Source organism: Pseudoalteromonas sp. PPB1 (genome assembly GCF_015356275.1).
In the GTDB taxonomy this organism is placed as follows: Bacteria; Pseudomonadota; Gammaproteobacteria; order Enterobacterales; family Alteromonadaceae; genus Pseudoalteromonas; species Pseudoalteromonas rubra_D.
This window is the reverse complement of the sequence record NZ_JACEQV010000001.1, coordinates 259,489-277,249: the sequence shown is the minus strand read 5'-3', so window position 1 is coordinate 277,249 and position 17,761 is coordinate 259,489. Positions and strand designations below refer to the sequence as shown.

The window sequence follows — 17,761 nt, the reverse complement described above, 5'->3', positions numbered from 1 at the left end:
TATGCTTAAAGGAGTGCTTTTAGCTGATAGAGCAAGTCGTGTGCTGCACGAGGCGAGAGCTCGTCCGGGTCAAGCTCTGCGAGCATTTGTTCGACTTCAGACGGTTCACTGACCAAAGGCAGAGTTTGCTGCATCTGGGCTGCTGGGGCTGCCTGCGGGTTTTCGACTACACTCTGGTGTTGTTCCAGCAACGCCAGCTTACGTTTTGCCATGGCCAACACCGCTTTGGGTACTCCTGCGAGCCCGGCGACTTGTAAACCAAAGCTCTTGCTGGCGGCCCCTTCCATCACAGTATGTTTAAAGGCAATGGTATCATTGTGTTCAATGGCATCCAGATGCACATTAACCAGGCCAGACTGTTGCTCTGCCAACTCGGTCAGTTCGAAGTAATGGGTGGCGAACAGGGTTTTGGCTGCAATTTTTCCGGCTAGATAATCGGCAGTGGCATAAGCCAAAGACAAACCATCATAGGTACTGGTACCCCGACCAATCTCGTCCATTAAGACTAAAGACTGTGCTGTCGCATTGTTGAGTATGGTGGCTGTTTCCGTCATTTCGACCATAAAGGTTGAGCGTCCAGAAGCCAGGTCGTCACTGGCACCAATCCGTGTAAAAATGCGATCCACTTTGCCTATCTGTGCAGCACTGGCAGGCACGTAACTACCTATGTGTGCCATCAGCACTATCAAAGCCGTTTGGCGCATATAGGTCGATTTACCGCCCATATTGGGACCCGTGATGATCAACATCTTACGATCTGCATTGAGGCGAACCGGGTTGGCAATAAAGGGTTCTTTACTGACCTGCTCAACGACAGGGTGACGACCCGCTTCAATGTGGATCTCATCGCCATTGCTCAGCTCAGGTTGACAGTAATCCAGCGTTTGTGCGCGTTCTGCCAGCGTATTGAGTACGTCGAGATCAGCCAGCGCTGCCGACATGGTTTGCAGCTGCTCGATGTAGGGCGCTATCAAGGTGAAGAGCTCTTCGTACAGTTGCTTTTCGAGCGCCAGCGCTTTGCTCTGGCTGCCTAGTACCTTGTCTTCATGCTCTTTGAGTTCAGGAATGATATAGCGCTCATTGTTTTTCAGCGTCTGGCGGCGAATATATTCGGGCGGTGCCAGATGTGAGTTAGCTTTGCTGATCTCAATATAAAAGCCATGCACTTTGTTGTAGCCAATTTTGAGTGTGCTGATCCCGGTGCGCTCTCGCTCGCGCTCTTCCAGTTGGTCCAGTACATCAGTGGCCCCTTCACTGAGGGCCCGCCATTCATCCAACTCGGCATTGTAACCCGGGGCAATGACGCCGCCATCGCGGATCAGCACCGGTGGGTTATCAATGATAGCCCGCTCTAATAATTCCTGGAGCTTTGGTAAAGTTGGTGAATGCGCACAGATCTGCTGCAACCTGGGGTCGCTGCTCTCTCCTAACAGTTGATGTAGTGGGGGAAGTGCCTGCAGCGCATTGCGCAGTCGTGTTAAATCTCTGGGTCGGGCATTACATAACGCCAGGCGTGCGACCACCCGCTCAATATCACCGATCTGGCGCAGCCCATCATAGACCTCAATATGGAGCTGTGATTCGATTAAGCTGGCAATGGCATTGAGCCGTGCGTTGAGCTCGTCACGGTTGCGTACCGGTGTATGAATACGGCGCTTCAGTAATCGAGAGCCCATAGGCGTGGCGGTTTTATCCAGCACTTGTGCCAGGGTGTTCTCTATACTGCCTGACAAGTTAACGGTCAGTTCGAGGTTTTTACGCGTGGCGGCATCCAGAATGACGGCGTGTTCGTTTTTTTCCAGGGTGATGGCACGGATATGTGGCAGGGCAGTGCGCTGAGTGTCCTTAACATATTGCATGACACAACCCGCAGCGACTAACCCTGCTTTGGCGTCTGCGACACCAAACCCTATCAGGTCTTGTGTGCCAAATTGCTGGCAAAGCAAATGGGTAGCCGTATCCAGATCAAACTCCCAATCCGGACGACGCCTTGCCCCTTTTACTTGCTCAAGTACCAGCAAGTTGCTGAATGACTCGGGGTAGAGCAGCTCCGCGGGCTGCAATCTTTGCAGTGTTGACGTAAGGGCTTCGTCGGTGGCCAATTCTACGATGTTAAAGCGCCCCGAGTTAATGTCTAAATAGGCCACGCCATAGTGTTGTTTTTCCTGCCACAGGGCGGCAAGCAGGTTGTCCTGACGCTCCTGTAACAGCGCTTCATCAGTTACTGTGCCTGGCGTGACGATGCGTACGACTTTACGTTCAACGGGTCCTTTACTGGTCGCTGGATCACCAACCTGTTCGCAGATTGCCACGGATTCGCCCATTTGTACCAGGCGAGCCAGATAATTCTCAACTGCGTGATAAGGGACTCCCGCCATTGGAATTGGCGCACCGCCAGCCTTACCCCGGTGCGTCTGTGAAATATCCAGTAACTGCGCAGCGCGAATGGCGTCATCAAAGAACAACTCATAGAAGTCACCCATACGATAAAACAGCAGAATATCCGGGTGTTGCGCTTTGATCCTAAGATACTGCTGCATCATAGGGGTTTGTTGTTTTATAGTATGTTCGGAATAGAGATCTAACGACATTACTTATACCTAAAGGAAATGAGTATGGAGCTTCATACTGAGATAGCCAGCCTGGCGGCACAATTGGGGGCTATTCTAACTAATAACGGGCTGACAATCACTACCGCAGAATCATGTACTGGGGGTGGCATTAGCTATGCGTTGACCGATACGCCCGGGTCATCCGCTTATATTGAGCGTTGTTTTGTCACGTATAGCAATGAGGCAAAATCCCAGTTGTTGGGGGTGGCGCAAAAAACACTGGCTGAGTTTGGAGCGGTTAGTCAGCAAACCGTTCATGAAATGGTGCAAGGGGCAGCGAATGCTGCCCGGGCAGACGTTGCCATTGCGGTATCGGGCATTGCCGGACCAGGTGGTGGTTCATTAGAGAAGCCGGTTGGTACAGTGTGGTTTGGCTTCTATTTACAGGGGAAAGTACTGTGTGAAGTCTGTCAATTTACTGGGAATAGAGCGGAGGTTCGTGTGCAAGCTATTGAATTTGCTATTGAAAAAATAATTTCTGTGCTAAATGGTTAAATTAAGCTTGATACTGTAATTCCATACAGTATACTTGTGGTCATTACGCTAGATTGGAGAAGCAAATGAACGATAACAAACAAAAAGCGCTCGACGCTGCATTGTCTCAAATTGAGAGACAATTTGGTAAAGGCTCTATCATGAAGCTGGGCGATAGCCAGGCATTAGATATTGAAGCCGTTTCTACAGGCTCCTTGGGACTGGATATTGCTTTGGGTATCGGTGGCTTGCCAACTGGTCGTATTGTCGAAATTTATGGGCCTGAGTCATCAGGTAAAACAACCCTGACGTTACAAGCCATTGCAGAAGCGCAAAAACAAGGTAAAACGTGTGCCTTCGTTGATGCAGAGCACGCCTTGGACCCGGTCTATGCAGAAAAGCTGGGCGTGAATGTCAACGACCTTCTGGTCTCTCAGCCAGATACGGGTGAGCAGGCGCTAGAGATCTGTGACATGCTGGTACGTTCAGGTGCTGTAGATGTGGTAGTTGTTGACTCCGTAGCTGCATTGACACCGAAAGCGGAAATTGAAGGTGAAATGGGTGATACCCATGTTGGTTTGCAGGCTCGTTTGATGTCTCAGGCATTACGCAAGCTGACTGCCAATATTAAGCGTTCGAACACACTGTGCATTTTCATCAACCAGATCCGTATGAAGATTGGTGTGATGTTCGGTAACCCGGAAACCACAACAGGTGGTAACGCGCTTAAGTTCTACGCGTCTGTACGTTTGGATATTCGTCGTATTGGCTCTGTTAAAGAGGGTGATGAGGTTATCGGTAACGAAACCCGCGTAAAGGTTGTTAAGAACAAAGTTGCGCCGCCATTTAAGCAAGCTGAATTTATCATCATGTACGGCGAAGGGACGTCGAAGCAGGGCGAACTTATTGACCTGGGTGTGAAGCACAAACTGGTTGATAAAGCTGGTGCTTGGTTTAGCTACAATGGCAATAAGATTGGCCAGGGTAAAGCAAACTCAATTAAGTTCCTGAAAGAAAACACTGCCATTGCTGATGAGATTGAAGGTAAGTTGCGTGAAATGCTGTTGCTTCAGGCAACCATCAAGCCTGAAGAAGGCGAAGATCAGGGTCTGGCAGACGTAAAAGACCTGGAACTATAACGACTACTAGCGTAGCGGAGCACTCAGCAGTTCATATGGGTGCTCCTTTTGTTTTTAAGAAGCAGGCTTTATGTATTTAATTGGCTGCTTTTAAAGTGCTGATAGTGCAGCCCTCCGATAACTCCTGGTTTTTAATCTCATTGGTCTCACAGCTAGTTTTAGCGTATTGCCCTTAGTCTTAGTCTGCAGCTGTCTGGCCCTTTCTGAAACCTTTCCTCTTATTAGTAATACCAATTTGCTTAATTAAGTGTTCTATTTTGAGGCGAGAAAATATAGTCGATAACTAGGCAAAAATTTTGCTATTTAGTTGTTCTAAATGAGAAATTTTTAACGCTGTTAGCGTCATATTTGCTCCTTCAAATAGACCAGGTATTAAGTGAAATTGGTATAATATACTTCGCTCAGAGCAGGCCTTTGTGTCAGAAGTTAAGCCATTATATATGTCTGTCTGTTTTGAAATGCGATGCTTAAAAGTGATCAGGTAAGCATGTGCTAACATCAATCTGTATGAACAGACTGCCAACTCCAGTGGTCAATCATCCAAGAATTGCGTCTGAAGTTTCTTTTAGAACTGTTAAATAGCCGTATTTCCTTTGTTCCTGTCTCAAGTTCAGGCCCTTCACTGCTGAATAAGTATAAACACCTGGATGATATCTTTAAGAGGCCCGTATGCTACTCACTACTAGCTAGGTTAACTCATTAGCTTGTCGTTCTGGATGATACAAGGCCTGTGATAGTGCGTCAGAGCTCCTTAAGTGTAGGGAGTTTTTAAAAGTTCGATTTAGATACAACAAAACAGGCGAGCTCTGGGCGGTATAGTGTGATCCGGCTGTATGCTAGTTGGTCAGGTATCGAGAGGGTTTGTATCGTACTGGGTCGTCAGGTATTGCGTAAATTTAATAAGCACTGAGTTTTTTTATGTCAGCGCCGGGGCCAGCGAACATATGCAATCATTGGCACGAGATTTCACTGTTCAAAGCTATTTGCTAAATTGTGCTGTGGTGGTTTTTGTTTGGCACTCAAATAAAAAAGCCGCGTTTAACGCGGCTTTAATTCAGTTTACTTTAGTGATTAGTTACCACCGGTACCTGTTGCAGGTTGGTCGGTGATAGTACACGTTACTGGGATATCAAGCGTTGCAGCAGTTGCGTTAGCAGCAATGTCTTGAGTAAACCAAGTGTTGTTGTTCGGGTTTTTGAAGCGTACAGAGTAAGCTGTATCGCCTTCTTCCAGTGTTACGTCAAACGCACCTGAAGGGTAGAAAGTTTTAACGAAACGGTTTTGACGGAACAGCTGAACAACAGTTGGTGTTGTAACTGGTGTTGCTGGAACGTCAGCATCACTGTTGTTAGAACAAACTAACTGAGGAGTCAGTGTCTTAGTGATTTCTGTAGCAGCTGAAGTAGTTAGTTTCAATGTACCGTTGTTCAGGTCACACAAGTTAGAGAAAGTAACACCTGTTGCTTCACCATCAGCAGCGCCGCCAACCACGTTGCCTTCACCGTCAGTTGCGTTATCCAGAATATTTACACCGTCTTTCATCATCTTCAGTTTAACTTCAAATGATGGTGGGTTTCTGAATGTGCCTTTAGTTAGGTCAGAACGGTTGTATGCGCCGATAAGTAGACGGTAGCTGTTCGCTTCAACCAATACGTCTGCGTATTCTTGGCTTGGCTGATCGTTAGCATCAACAATGTTGAAGTTTACGCGACGGTTGTCACACTTCTCTGCATTCAGGATATAAGTGAAGAAATCCAGGTTCCAGTAAGACAAGTGGTTTACGTCAACAACAACGTTGAACGTTGAAGCATTTTCATCTTCGTCAGCTGTAACTACGCCATAGCTTTCAAAAGACCACTCACCAGCGTCTTCGTTGTAGCTCCATACAGGGAAGATATCATCTACAGCGATTTGACGAGGTGTAGGGTTGGTTTTACATACGCCGTTTTCAAACAGACCGTTGTCACCTTCCGCAGCTGCTGCAACAGTGCCTTCACCGTCGAATACTTGTGGACAAGGGTTGCTGGTCGCTTTGTCTACTTTCATTGCAACCTGAATTGAGTTGCCTTCACCAAATTTTGAAACTTTGTTGCCTTCTTCATCAACCATTTCAATCGCAACGAAACCACCTGTAGAGAATGCACCGTCAATGTTAGTCGTTTCATTCTGCGCTACTGTAAGCGCCAGGCCGCCAGGGAATGCATCAATCGCAGATTCAGTTGCTGCAACGTCATCTGTTTCGTTAGCGTTACGCTGTGCTTCGTTAGCGAAGTAAGCTACAGTCACAGTCGGAGCTGAAGTCAGAGGTTGGTCATTTGCATCTAAGAACTGTGTACCGTTCTTAACAGTTACAGTTACACCACCAGCAGCTTTCTTTTCGTTCTTTGCAGCGTCTAGGTTCTTTTCAAGTGTTAGTGCATCAGCACCTTCAATCGCTAAACCTGCTTCAGCGGTGTATGTAGCTGTTACACCTTCACCTGCAAGGTCACCAATAGCTGAAGAAGTCGCGATGATTGGTACCGCGCCGTCTGCTTGCTCAAGTGAGCGAGGAGTTAGACGTACCAGCTCAGCGACATCAGCAGCATCTGCAGTTAGTTCAACAGTGCCTGAATTTGATAGGAAGCCTTCTGCCGTTACGACGAAGTCAACTGAAACACCTTCCGCTGGTACTTCGGCTACAGTAAAGCCGAAAGAGCTTGCTTGCGAAGATGTGTCGTCTTCACCAAGTGCAGCACCGGCTGTATTCAAGACACCTTCTGAACCATCAGGGAAAGTAATAGTTGCAGTAACAGTATCCGCCAGTGGGTTACCTTGCGTGTCAGCTACAACGATAGTGAATGAACCAGCTTGTTTTTCAACAACCTGATCCGTAGGAGGAGTCACAACTTTAACTGTGTCCGTTGGTGGCGGCTGGATATCAACGTTATTGTCATTGTCGCTAAAACAGCCTGCTAAACTAACTGTAACGCCCAATGCCAGGGCAAGTTTTGTTAGTTTGAATTGTTTGTTTCCCATGATTTTTACCTTTTCCTTTAAATCCAAGTAAACTGAGAGTAGTCACTAATGCTTTGCAGATGTAAGTGAGCCTTGCCCCGCACGCAAATTAGTGTTTAGAGGATAAGCCCACATTAATTTTTCGTCAAGTGAACTGCTCGATCTTTATCCAAAATTTCACATAAAATAATAACCTACTGATGTACTTTTAGGTTATCACGCTACTTCTGTTAATAATCCACTATTGTGAAGCATTATAAGTAATTAAATTTGCGCAAATGCGTCGATAAATTCCTGTAATTTTGCCATGTCTACGGGCTTTAAACCCTCCGACGTTCTCACAATTAACCCTTTTTCAACAAGTTCACTAACCACACGGCGATAGGCACGTTCTGTAGTCGCAAAGCGCTCTGCTTCAGCACTAACGGTTGAATAGGCCCGCAACAAAGCTGGATGGTTGTTCTCTGCTCTGAGTAAGCAATCTTTGGCGATATTGTAACTTAGCGGTAGTAATAGTTTGTCGAGGTTTATTTTTTGGTTTTCTGTGAATTTTGCCGCAATCGTTTGTGCCGTGTATAAGCTTAACTCCGGCTGCTCGAGCAAAAGCTGCCGCCAATGCTTCAGCTCGATTAAGTTATATTGTACGTCATTCAGGCAGGTGACCGTGTATATACATGGCTGATTATTCAATGCTTCAATCTCACCTATTAAGGTGTTGTTGCAGTCTAGCTGGCCCAGTAGCAGGCGCCGACCATTACCCACATCGTAACTAAAAGACACCGTACCACTTCTCACCAGGATCAGCTTTGTGAGTGGTTCATCCTGATGGATGAGCACTTCTTTTTTTGTGTGCTGAAAACTATTACCAGCGAAGCTGAGTAGTTGTTCCACCAAAGTGGTTGAAAAATGATATTGAAACATCTGGATGGCTCTTCGGACAATTGTCCTATTTATTAATTTGTTATGAAGATAGCATGCGTGTCATCGGTTTCATGCTAACTCACCCGATTGAGAGGCTAAATGCTTTTCACCCCGTTCCCGTGTTAGAGCTTATTTCAGGTCCTAATTTCTATGGGGTTTAGTGAGTTAGCCTTTTTATTCAATGTTGCTTGCATGACGACAGTGTGCTTTATGCAAGCCAACGCCAATTTAGACAAGTGCTATTATCCTGCATTCTGAGTCTTGGTGTCTACACTGAATAATGCTAACTCAACTGCGAGGAGAGAACAAATGACTTGGGAACTTTTAGGTTACGTTGCGTCCGCTTTTTTAGTCGTTTCTCTAATGATGTCCAATGTAGTCAAGTTACGTTGGTTCAACCTCGCAGGGTGTATTTGCTTCACCATTTATGGGGTAATGATCACTGCCTGGCCCGTTGCATTAACCAACGGATTACTGGCGCTGGTGAATATTTATCACCTAGCTAAGCTACACCGCTCAGATAGAGACACTTCCTCCTGACAGGGCATATCGAGCGGCTGTCGCGCCGCTCTGAGTTTCAGTCTGATACAAGCTTAATCTTGTGAATAACGTAGCTGACCCGCAATCCAAGTCTGTTTAACCTGGATGTCTCTGATCTCCTGCTCTGGCACTTTAAAGTAATCTTTATCTAGCAAGATAAAATCAGCCCATTTACCCTGTTCAAGACTGCCCAGCTTAAACTCCTGAAAAGCGGCATAGGCTGCGTCTAACGTGAACGCCTGTAAAGCCTGTGTTCGTGTCAGTCGTTCATGATTTCGCCAACCCTGCTGCGGGTGTTGTTGCGCATTCATGCGAGTGATTGCAGCATGCAGGCCATGAAACGGGTTGGCTAGCTCTACCGGGAAGTCCGACCCAGCGGCAACCTTGCTGCCCTGTTGTAAAAAGGTTTGCCAGGCGTACGCCCCTTTTAACTGCTCATCGGTCAGCCTTTGTTCAGCCATGTGCATATCTGAGGTGGCATGCACAGGTTGCATTGAGGGAATGATATCCAGGGTCTTAAATCTTGGAATGTCATCTGGCTCAACAATTTGCGCATGTTCTATTCTGTTTCTCAATAATTTACCACCGGTGGTTTTAAAGACGTTTTCATAGCTGTCCAGCACCAGCCGATTGGCGCGGTCGCCAATGGCATGCGTGTGCGCACTAAAGCCATGTTTAACGGCCTGTGTTATCAATTGTTCGAGGTGTTGCGGCTGCTCAAGCATCAGGCCTCGATAGCCCTGACGGTCTTTGTAGTCTTTCAGTAGTGCAGCACCTCGGCTACCCAAGGCACCATCCGCGTAAATTTTAACACTGCGTACAGAGAGCATATCGCGCTTATCTTTATACACACCCGCTTTTAACATACTGTCCAGCTGAGGATCTGCGGCGCTGAGCATGGCATAGATACGCAGCGGTAAGGTCTGACTCTGTGAGCGGCTTTGGTAAAGCTTCCAGGTTTGTTTATCGATACCTGCATCATGTGCACTGGTTATGCCCAGGCTGAGCAAATGATCACCGGCTTTATTCAGAGCCTGATTAAGGTGTGCGGTGGACGTGGGTGGAATGTGTTTTTTTACTAAGTTCTCTGCTTTGTCGATAAAAATACCGGTCGGATTGCCTGAAGAATGCCGAAGGATCTCACCGCCAGCAGGAGAGGCCGTTTGTGCATCAATCCCCGCCAATGACATTGCCATGCTATTGACCCAAATTGCATGTCCATCAACCCGCGTCAGGACCACAGGTCGATCTTTGACAAATTTGTCCAGATCAGCCGCAGTGGGAAAACGATTAGGCGTCCAGCGTGTTTGATCCCAGCCGCGCCCAAGGATCCAGCCTTTGGGGTTTTGGGTGCTAAATTCCTTAAGTTGCTGACCTACCTGCTCGACTGAATTGGCTTCACGAATATCAAGCCGGGATAGGTTATTGCCCAAGCCAATGATATGACCATGCGCGTCTATTAGCCCTGGTAGTAAAGTCATCCCCTGGCCATCAAATTTGCTGGCTTTTGGGTATTGGGCTGTAAGCTGCTTGTTGCCCACCCGAACGACTTTACCATCCTTAATCACTAAGGTTGCAAAGGTCTTGATTTCGCCGCTGCGAGTGGGGGTATAACCGTTGACATTGTGTATCAGTGTAAACTGAGCCATGCTGATCCCACTGTACAAAGTCAGGGCCAGGCAAATAAACCGGATCATGGCGGGAGTTTCCTTGTGTTATTTTATTTGTTTAGCAACCAATACCGCATTTTGTCTTAAAAAGACATCGAACTGAGACAGAAAAGCCACTGTGGTACCATAAACTGGTATATGTTCATTTTATAGGGTCAATAATGCAGTTATTTATGGTTTATCTGGGCGGCCGTTTGAGTGGCTGTCACATTGAAATGCATGATATTCGTTTCGTGGTTGGTACATGTATTGAAGACACATTTGGTGCGCTAAAGCAGCAATGGGTCGGTGACAAAGACAAAGTACACATGGACAGCTATGTGGCGCTCAAACATATCGATGGTTACCAGTTAGACCTGGTCAGTGAGCCGCCCCTTGAACAGCCCAATTTATATTTTGTGAATCTGGGAGGCTATCGCCATGACAGTCTGGCTGAGCAGCATGAATTTGGCTTGTTTGTCGCCCCAACAGCACAAGCGGCCAAAGCCCGTGCGCTCAACACATTACTGCCTGATACCGAATTGCGCCATAAAGATGATTTGTATGCCGTGGATGACTGTATGGTGTTAGATCTCATCGATGGAAAGCACTACGTTCAGCTGACGCCCAGCGGTCAATCCCAGCCCATCGCCCCGCAGTGGTTTGGCTATCATAAGTTGTGATGGTGCCGCTGCCCCGGTTTATTCTTCTTTATCTGCTTTAATGGCGATCTTGATGGCAATAATGACAATCGCAAACATCAGAAAGGGCAGCGCTGCTAAGGCATATTCTGCAATATGACTGTCCTGATAGTTAGGCTGCAAAATAAAGTGGCCACCAATACACAAAGCGATGCTTACAAAGAGTAAAGGTAACATTTTTAGTTCTTTATTTGGTTTGCTCATGATCCCAGCCTGTCATTACTTTTCGTCACAGGCTTTTTAAACGAGTTGGCTCGACAACGCAAGTTAATGCGGGCGTTTCTTTGATCCAACCCCTTTTTTGCAGTGCCATTTTTTTGCACCCCTCTTCGTGATATAACAAAGCTCAATGCCTGTCATTTATACAGTGAAGGAATGAGGAATGAAGAAAAGTAAGGTTATCGTGATTAAATTGGGGACCAGTGTGCTTACTGCCGGTACAGATAAGCTCAATAAACCACGTATGATCGATATTGTCACTCAGTGTATGGCACTCAAACAACAGGGTTATCTGCCCGTGCTGGTGTCCAGTGGGGCGGTGGCTGCGGGCAGAGATGCGGTTGAGCACAGCGTCGGCGTTTCGATAGCAGAAAAACAAATGCTGGCGGCCATTGGCCAGGGTCAATTAATCCACTTATGGCAGTCTCTGTTTGCGCTATTTGATCAGCCTGTGGCACAACTACTGCTCACTCGCGCAGATGTAGAAGACCGGGAGCGCTACCTGAATGCACGCGATACTATAACCCAGTTGCTGAAACATCAGGTGATCCCCATCGTTAATGAGAATGATGCTGTTGCCACATCAGAAATAAAAGTAGGTGATAATGACAACTTATCTGCGCTGGTGGCGATTCTGGCCAACGCCGATAAGCTTATGTTGCTGACCGATCAGCCTGGACTGTTCACGGCTGATCCTCGCAGCAACCCCAAGGCCACGTTAATCTCTGAGGTCGAGTTTATTGATCAGTCACTGATGGCGCTGGCGGGTGGGGCTGGCAGTAAGCTGGGCACTGGCGGTATGTATACTAAGCTCGAAGCCGCACGTACAGCACAGCGGGCCGGGATTGAGACCATCATTGCTAAAGGGGCTGAGCCTCAGGTAATTGAACAGGTGATGGCGGGTACTGCACAAAGCACCACCTTTGTGCGCTTTGATGCGCCACTTGAGGGGCGTAAAAAATGGCTCTTGTCAGGCCCTAAATCAACGGGTTATGTACAATGTGACCCCGGCGCGGTGGTTGCCATCGCGCATCAGGGGGCAAGCTTGTTGGCGAAGGGCATTGTGGCCATCGGCGGCGAGTTTGCGCGGGGCGATGTAATCGAAGTACGCGACCTTGACAATCAACTGCTTGCCAAAGGGCTGGTCGCTTTTGATCATCAGGAAATGGACCAAATCAAACGTCTGCATAGCAGTGAAATCCCCCTGGTTTTGGGGTATCCGGCGTCTAATGTAGTGGTACATCGTGACGACCTGGTGTTACTGGATATCTACGCCGGCTCACTCTAAGTTTTACTCGTTGCTACCTGGCTGAGTCTGTTATTCGCGGGCTCAGGTCAGGTCCGTTTTGAAGGTTGGATTGAAAGCTGGTAAATAAGCGCTAATCTTTAAGTTGGGTCTGAATACCGGGCAATTACGTGACTACCTCCACTTGCGGACACGAATACACCATTAGCTTGTTAGAGCTGAAAGAAGAGCAGGCATTGTACCAGCAGTTTTGCGACTTTCTACAGTCGCTGCTGCCAGAACAACCCTTGAGTTTTTTTATTCGCCCTAGCTTGTCTAACAAAGAAGCGCTAAAGCTGATTTATCAGCAACATGTCAGCGAACCCATGGCATTGCAAGAGATGCTCGAGAAAGCCCAACTGTGTATGGGCAAACCTGTGCTCATCAGTAAATCCTACACCTGTATGCCGTTACGGCTTGATGACCAGGTGATTGGATTGCTGTGGATCTATGAGGCGTTAACCCCGGCTAGTTGCAATCTGACTGCACATTTGATGAATGTGTTTTTTCATCAGCTACATACACTGGCACTGGCCCGTATTGACCCCTTATCTCAATTACTCAACCGCCAGACCTTTGATGAGAAGGTCCTCGAAATCGCCTCAGGCCAGGGCTTTTTGCAGCCCCGAGAAGAGCCGGATCCGCGTCGCTGGTATCTGGCCTTGTTCGACATAGACCATTTTAAGCGCGTCAATGACTCCTTTGGTCATGTCATAGGGGATGAAGTGATTTTATTGACCGCTCAGCATCTGAAAGAGAATTTTCGAGCCGAGGACTATGTGTTTCGCTACGGAGGCGAAGAGTTCGCAGTCTTGTTTCAGGCGCACAATGATAGCGAAGCCCAATCTTTGTTAGATCGCGTACGCGGCGTGATCCGTTCTGTAACATTTCCTCAGGTGGGCCAGGTGACCCTGAGTGTTGGCTTTACGGATGTGACGGATGTGATGCAAGTGTCCGAGCTGGTTAACCAGGCCGATATGGCGCTGTATCATGCCAAACAACATGGCCGGGACCGGGTCGTTTTTTATGGCACGCTGGAGGGCGTCTCTTTACAGGTTACGACCTCAGATATTGAACTTTTTTAAGTCATTCGGTGCCAATTTTCCGGCAATTCTGTGGTATTCTACGCGCCACAAGAATTCTGGAGTATGACAATGAAATTAATCCGTATGCTGCTTGGCAGCCTGATTTTACTGTTTGATTTTATCTTTACCCCGCGCAGTAAAAAGCGCCCTGCAGAGGCGCAAGCCAAGTTGGATGCGCAAACCGCCAAACTGAAACTGTATCAATTCAAAGGGTGCCCATTCTGCGTTAAGGTGCGTCGTGCCGCCAAGCGGGAAGGCCTGAAACTGGAAACCCGTGATGCCAAGAATAATCAGGCATATCGTCAGGAGCTGCAAGAGCAGGGGGGCAGAATCAAAGTACCTTGCCTGAGAATTGAAGAGCAGAACCAGGTAACCTGGCTATATGAATCGAACGACATTGTTGACTATTTACAAAAGCTTGAGCAAGCCGCTTAATCTCGACATCCGGCATACTGGCTGTCAGCGGTTTGCCCGTACAAGGGGCTATGCTAGCATTAGCCCCATGACCTCATTAGACACAATTTAAGAGAAAAAACATGACTATCCGCACGCGTGTTGCACCGTCACCGACGGGCGATCCCCACTTAGGCACAGCCTATATTGCGTTATTCAACTATTGTTTTGCCAAGCAGCAAGGTGGTGAATTTGTTCTGCGTATCGAAGATACCGATCAGCAAAGAAGCACCCCGGAGTCAGAGCAAGCAATTATGGACAGCCTGCGTTGGCTTGGCCTGGAGTGGGATCACGGACCGGATGTCGGCGGTGATTTTGGTCCTTACCGTCAGTCTGAACGCAGTGACTTATATAAAAAATATGCTCATCAGCTGGTGGAAGAAGGCAAGGCGTTTTATTGTTTTGCGACGGCTGAAGAACTCGACGAAATGCGTGAGCAGCAAATGGCCGAGGGTTTACGTCCTAAGTATGATGGCCGTGGTCTGAAACTGACTCAGGAAGAAGTACAGGCAAACCTGGATGCGGGCAAACCTTATGTGATCCGTATGATGATCCCAGAAGAAGGCAGCTTTAAATTTAACGACTACCTGCGTGGTGAGATTGAGATCCCGTGGGAAAATGTCGACATGCAGGTGCTACTGAAAGCGGATGGCTTCCCAACTTACTTCCTGGCCAACGTGGTTGACGATCACCATATGCAGATCAGCCATATCTTCCGTGGTGAAGAGTGGATCAATTCAGCGCCGAAACTGCTCAAGCTGTACGAAGACTTTGGCTGGCAAGCGCCTGTTCTTGGCCACCTGCCATTATTACGTAACCCGGACAAGTCGAAGTTGTCTAAGCGCAAGAACCCGACTTCTATTAACTACTATAAAGAAATGGGTTACCTGCCAGAAGCGGTCCTGAACTATCTGGGCCGTATGGGCTGGTCTATGCCTGATGAGCGTGAGAAGTTTACGCTGGCTGAAATGATTGAACACTTCGACATGAAGCGCGTGTCTTTGGGTGGTCCGGTATTTGATATCGATAAGTTAAGCTGGCTAAATGGCCTGTGGATCCGTGAAGATCTCAGCGATGAACAGCTGATTGAACGCTTTGTTGACTGGAAGCTCAATGGCCAGATGTTGGCGCGAGTGCTGCCAGAAGCGAAAACCCGCATTAATACCTTGTCTGATTTGGTTGGTCTGGCAGGTCACTTTGTTGGTGGGATCCCTGAGTATGATCCGGCACTATTAACTGCGGGCAAAGCAGAAGAAGACACCGTGCGTCAGGCACTGCAGTTCTTTATCTGGGAACTGGACAAGCTGCGTCAGTGGAACAAGAGTGAAGTTTTCGCCGTGGCTAAGTCTGTAGCGACCTTCCACGAATTGAAGATCAAGGACTTCCTGGAGCCAATCTTCGTTGCCATTACCGGCAAGACCTCGTCGACCTCTGTGGTGGATGCCATGGAGATCCTGGGATCAGACTTGTCTCGTGCGCGTTTACGGGTGGCATTAAATCACCTGGGTGTGTCTAAGAAGCAAGCGAAGAAGCTGGAAAAAGCATACCGTGAATACCCAAGCATAGGGTAACGGCGAACAACTCACATTATGCCCTTCCGATTGACGGGGTAATGAAACGGGTTGGAATAGAAGGCTGAACTGAGGTTCAGCCTTTTTTATGGCTAATCAGCATCTAACTGACTCGTTAAAAAGCCATCCAGGAGTGCCTTGAGCTGTTGCAGATCTGCCAGTGGCATTTTGGTTTGTGCCAGCATTTGTTGGGGAATGCAGCTACAGTCAGCCTCCAGTGCTTTGCCTTTTTCTGTGAGGTAAATATGACACTGACGCTCATCACGTTCTGAGCGCTCCCGCGTGACTAATGCTTGCTGGGCCAGCCTTTTAAGCAGTGGCGTAAGTGTATTGCTATTGAGTTGCGCGCGTTTGCCAATTTCTCCCACCAGTAACCCATCCTGCTGCCAGAGGATCATCAGTACAATATATTGCGGATACGTCAGGCCGCGTGCCTTCAACAGCGGTTGATAAAGCCGGGTGACCTGCCGCGATGCGGCATACAGGCTAAAACACAATTGATTGTCCAGACGTAGTTCCGAGGGCTGCTCTTTCATTTTATGCGCTTAATGCTTTTTCGATGTCTTTACTTATTTTCTCAGGTTTTGTTGTTGGCGCATAGCGTGCTAATGGCTGGCCATCTTTACCCAGCAGGAATTTAGTAAAGTTCCACTTAATTTTATTACCAAACAGGCCGGGCAGAGCGTCTTTAAGATAAGCATACAACGGGTGTGCCTGTGCACCATTCACGTCGATTTTTTCCATCATCTGAAAATCCACGCCATAGTTGATCAGGCAGCCTTGCTGAATCTCGCTGGCACTGCCGGGCTCCTGCTGGCCAAACTGGTTACAGGGAAAGCCAATGATGCTCAGACCCTGCGAACCATATTGCTCATGCAGCGCCTGAAGTCCCTCATATTGGGGGGTCAATCCGCACTGGCTGGCAGTATTAACAACCAGCACGACTCGGCCTTGCAGGCTGCTAAACTCAAACGGCTGTCCTTGCAGTGTATTTGCACTGAACTCATATAGTGTTGTCATTTAAAATCTCTCAAGATTATATCGTGTGCGATATAATTTAGAGTAACAGACCACATAGATCAAGTTTTATTCAGTCAAAGCTTTTCTATGTGGACTGAAACCGCTCCAAGAGAAAGTCGATAAGCAGGCGCACGCGGTAGGGCATGAGATCTTTACGCGGATAAACCAGCCAGGAGGCGTTGTCGGTGACCTGAAACTCATCCAGCAGGCTGATCAGTGCACCTGAGGCGAGATGCGGCTCGACAATGTCGCGTGCCAGATGAGAGATCCCCAGTCCTTGCAGGCAGGCCTGTAACAGGGCATGTGGGTGATTCGTCCGCCAGTTGCCGTTGATTTTGACTTCTTCAATCTCGCCATCAATGATAAAACGCCATCGATTATTTGCGGCTAGCAGGCAATTATGCTGAGCCAGCGCATGCGGATGTGTGGGGGCTGGGTGAGCATCAAGATAACGAGGGCTGGCAGCCAGGGTCATGGGTCGGGGTGTCAGCTTACGGGCGATGAGACTGGAGTCACGCATGCGGCCAAAGCGGATCGCCAGATCAAAGCCATCTTCAACCAGATCAACGTTGCGGTTGTTGAAATCAATCTCAACGGTCACTTCCGGATACTGAAGGCAAAACTCGGCAATCACTGGCGCAACCGTATTGGCGACGAAATCCCCGGCACCGGTAATGCGAATGTGTCCTTTCGGTATTTGCTGGCCACCCAGCAGCTGATCATTGGCTTCGCTGAGTTCTTGCTGGATCAATTTGAGTTTGGCTGCGTAATGCTTGCCTGCATCGGTCAGGTTAATGCTGCGTGTGGTGCGTTGCAGCAACAAAGTGCCCAGTCGCTGCTCCAGTTGTTGGATCTGGCGGCTCACATGTGAAGTTGATACATCCAGTGCCTGAGCGGCTTTACTGAAACTGCCCTGCTCAACGACGGCGAGAAAGATATCCAGCCCTTGCCACATTTTTGTTTCTCCAGTGCAAGTAAGATTAATATGGTATTAGTATTGTTGCAGTATGGCAAAATTAATTTGCCAGTGAACTAATGATCATGACAGTCTGTCAGGCTAGACTGAGAGTCGTTTTATATCGAGTCACAAACTAACAG

Annotated in this window: 16 protein-coding genes; 8 read left to right on the top strand and 8 right to left on the bottom strand. The window is 48.0% G+C overall.

Features of this window, described 5'->3' with window-relative positions; genetic code table 11:
* Nucleotides 1–5 precede the first annotated feature (5 nt).
* Complete coding sequence (gene mutS, locus IY568_RS01230; RefSeq protein ID WP_194866583.1) at nt 6–2,591, bottom strand: DNA mismatch repair protein MutS; 2,586 nt, start codon at nt 2,589–2,591, stop codon at nt 6–8.
* 24 nt (nt 2,592–2,615) lie between these two features.
* On the opposite strand from mutS, the gene IY568_RS01225 reads away from it, so the two are divergent.
* Together IY568_RS01225 and recA are read left to right on the top strand one after the other, a co-directional pair.
* Nucleotides 2,616–3,107 (top strand): CinA family protein, encoded by a 492-nt coding sequence (locus IY568_RS01225; protein WP_125558274.1) that lies wholly within the window; start codon nt 2,616–2,618, stop codon nt 3,105–3,107.
* Nucleotides 3,108–3,172: 65 nt separating this feature from the next.
* Complete coding sequence (recA, locus tag IY568_RS01220) at nt 3,173–4,225, top strand: recombinase RecA (RefSeq protein ID WP_010383217.1); 1,053 nt, start codon at nt 3,173–3,175, stop codon at nt 4,223–4,225.
* Between the two features lie 1,071 nt (nt 4,226–5,296).
* Here recA and IY568_RS01215 read toward each other — a convergent pair.
* Together IY568_RS01215 and IY568_RS01210 are read right to left on the bottom strand one after the other, a co-directional pair.
* Nucleotides 5,297–7,240 (bottom strand): hypothetical protein, encoded by a 1,944-nt coding sequence (locus tag IY568_RS01215; protein WP_194866582.1) that lies wholly within the window; start codon nt 7,238–7,240, stop codon nt 5,297–5,299.
* A 243-nt stretch (nt 7,241–7,483) separates the two neighbouring features.
* Nucleotides 7,484–8,140, bottom strand: coding sequence for a Crp/Fnr family transcriptional regulator (locus tag IY568_RS01210; RefSeq protein ID WP_125558268.1), 657 nt, complete (start codon nt 8,138–8,140; stop codon nt 7,484–7,486).
* A 309-nt stretch (nt 8,141–8,449) separates the two neighbouring features.
* On the opposite strand from IY568_RS01210, the gene IY568_RS01205 reads away from it, so the two are divergent.
* A complete protein-coding gene (locus IY568_RS01205; protein ID WP_125558266.1) occupies nt 8,450–8,680 on the top strand; it encodes a YgjV family protein in 231 nt (76 codons plus the stop codon).
* 53 nt (nt 8,681–8,733) lie between these two features.
* Here IY568_RS01205 and IY568_RS01200 read toward each other — a convergent pair whose 3' ends face one another.
* Complete coding sequence (locus tag IY568_RS01200; protein WP_194866581.1) at nt 8,734–10,377, bottom strand: amidohydrolase; 1,644 nt, start codon at nt 10,375–10,377, stop codon at nt 8,734–8,736.
* A 134-nt stretch (nt 10,378–10,511) separates the two neighbouring features.
* On the opposite strand from IY568_RS01200, the gene IY568_RS01195 reads away from it, so the two are divergent.
* Nucleotides 10,512–11,012, top strand: coding sequence for a DUF1543 domain-containing protein (locus IY568_RS01195; protein ID WP_194866580.1), 501 nt, complete (start codon nt 10,512–10,514; stop codon nt 11,010–11,012).
* An 18-nt stretch (nt 11,013–11,030) separates the two neighbouring features.
* Here IY568_RS01195 and IY568_RS01190 read toward each other — a convergent pair whose 3' ends face one another.
* Nucleotides 11,031–11,234: a hypothetical protein gene (locus IY568_RS01190; RefSeq protein WP_138536078.1), complete on the bottom strand. Its 204-nt coding sequence runs from the start codon at nt 11,232–11,234 to the stop codon at nt 11,031–11,033.
* 178 nt (nt 11,235–11,412) lie between these two features.
* On the opposite strand from IY568_RS01190, the gene proB reads away from it, so the two are divergent.
* The 4 genes from proB (at nt 11,413) to gltX (ending at nt 15,643) form a co-directional block, all read left to right on the top strand.
* On the top strand, nt 11,413–12,537 hold the full coding sequence (gene proB, locus IY568_RS01185; RefSeq protein WP_194866579.1) for a glutamate 5-kinase: 1,125 nt from the start codon (nt 11,413–11,415) through the stop codon (nt 12,535–12,537).
* 128 nt (nt 12,538–12,665) lie between these two features.
* Nucleotides 12,666–13,619, top strand: coding sequence for a GGDEF domain-containing protein (locus IY568_RS25215; protein WP_194866578.1), 954 nt, complete (start codon nt 12,666–12,668; stop codon nt 13,617–13,619).
* Nucleotides 13,620–13,688: 69 nt separating this feature from the next.
* Nucleotides 13,689–14,054, top strand: a complete 366-nt coding sequence (locus tag IY568_RS01175; RefSeq protein ID WP_010383201.1) for a glutaredoxin family protein — start codon at nt 13,689–13,691, stop codon at nt 14,052–14,054.
* Between the two features lie 101 nt (nt 14,055–14,155).
* Nucleotides 14,156–15,643 carry a glutamate--tRNA ligase gene (gene gltX / locus IY568_RS01170; RefSeq protein ID WP_138536082.1) on the top strand — a complete coding sequence of 496 codons (1,488 nt, stop codon included), beginning with the start codon at nt 14,156–14,158 and terminating at the stop codon, nt 15,641–15,643.
* Between the two features lie 92 nt (nt 15,644–15,735).
* On the opposite strand, the gene IY568_RS01165 is transcribed toward gltX, so the two are convergent.
* From IY568_RS01165 to IY568_RS01155, 3 genes are all read right to left on the bottom strand, one after another.
* Nucleotides 15,736–16,179, bottom strand: coding sequence for a MarR family winged helix-turn-helix transcriptional regulator (locus IY568_RS01165; RefSeq protein ID WP_138536084.1), 444 nt, complete (start codon nt 16,177–16,179; stop codon nt 15,736–15,738).
* 1 nt (nt 16,180) lies between these two features.
* The gene (locus IY568_RS01160) at nt 16,181–16,663 is read right to left on the bottom strand and encodes a glutathione peroxidase (RefSeq protein WP_138536086.1); all 483 of its coding nucleotides are present in this window, start codon (nt 16,661–16,663) and stop codon (nt 16,181–16,183) included.
* An 85-nt stretch (nt 16,664–16,748) separates the two neighbouring features.
* Nucleotides 16,749–17,618, bottom strand: a complete 870-nt coding sequence (locus IY568_RS01155) for a LysR family transcriptional regulator (protein ID WP_138536088.1) — start codon at nt 17,616–17,618, stop codon at nt 16,749–16,751.
* Between the last annotated feature and the right edge of the window lie 143 nt (nt 17,619–17,761).

Coding starts and splice junctions, on each gene's coding strand:
- mutS (WP_194866583.1), bottom strand. CDS start 2,591: ATGTCGTTAGATCTCTATTCCGAACATACTATAAAACAACAAACCCCT.
- IY568_RS01225 (WP_125558274.1), top strand. CDS start 2,616: ATGGAGCTTCATACTGAGATAGCCAGCCTGGCGGCACAATTGGGGGCT.
- recA (WP_010383217.1), top strand. CDS start 3,173: ATGAACGATAACAAACAAAAAGCGCTCGACGCTGCATTGTCTCAAATT.
- IY568_RS01215 (WP_194866582.1), bottom strand. CDS start 7,240: ATGGGAAACAAACAATTCAAACTAACAAAACTTGCCCTGGCATTGGGC.
- IY568_RS01210 (WP_125558268.1), bottom strand. CDS start 8,140: ATGTTTCAATATCATTTTTCAACCACTTTGGTGGAACAACTACTCAGC.
- IY568_RS01205 (WP_125558266.1), top strand. CDS start 8,450: ATGACTTGGGAACTTTTAGGTTACGTTGCGTCCGCTTTTTTAGTCGTT.
- IY568_RS01200 (WP_194866581.1), bottom strand. CDS start 10,377: ATGATCCGGTTTATTTGCCTGGCCCTGACTTTGTACAGTGGGATCAGC.
- IY568_RS01195 (WP_194866580.1), top strand. CDS start 10,512: ATGCAGTTATTTATGGTTTATCTGGGCGGCCGTTTGAGTGGCTGTCAC.
- IY568_RS01190 (WP_138536078.1), bottom strand. CDS start 11,234: ATGAGCAAACCAAATAAAGAACTAAAAATGTTACCTTTACTCTTTGTA.
- proB (WP_194866579.1), top strand. CDS start 11,413: ATGAAGAAAAGTAAGGTTATCGTGATTAAATTGGGGACCAGTGTGCTT.
- IY568_RS01175 (WP_010383201.1), top strand. CDS start 13,689: ATGAAATTAATCCGTATGCTGCTTGGCAGCCTGATTTTACTGTTTGAT.
- gltX (WP_138536082.1), top strand. CDS start 14,156: ATGACTATCCGCACGCGTGTTGCACCGTCACCGACGGGCGATCCCCAC.
- IY568_RS01165 (WP_138536084.1), bottom strand. CDS start 16,179: ATGAAAGAGCAGCCCTCGGAACTACGTCTGGACAATCAATTGTGTTTT.
- IY568_RS01160 (WP_138536086.1), bottom strand. CDS start 16,663: ATGACAACACTATATGAGTTCAGTGCAAATACACTGCAAGGACAGCCG.
- IY568_RS01155 (WP_138536088.1), bottom strand. CDS start 17,618: ATGTGGCAAGGGCTGGATATCTTTCTCGCCGTCGTTGAGCAGGGCAGT.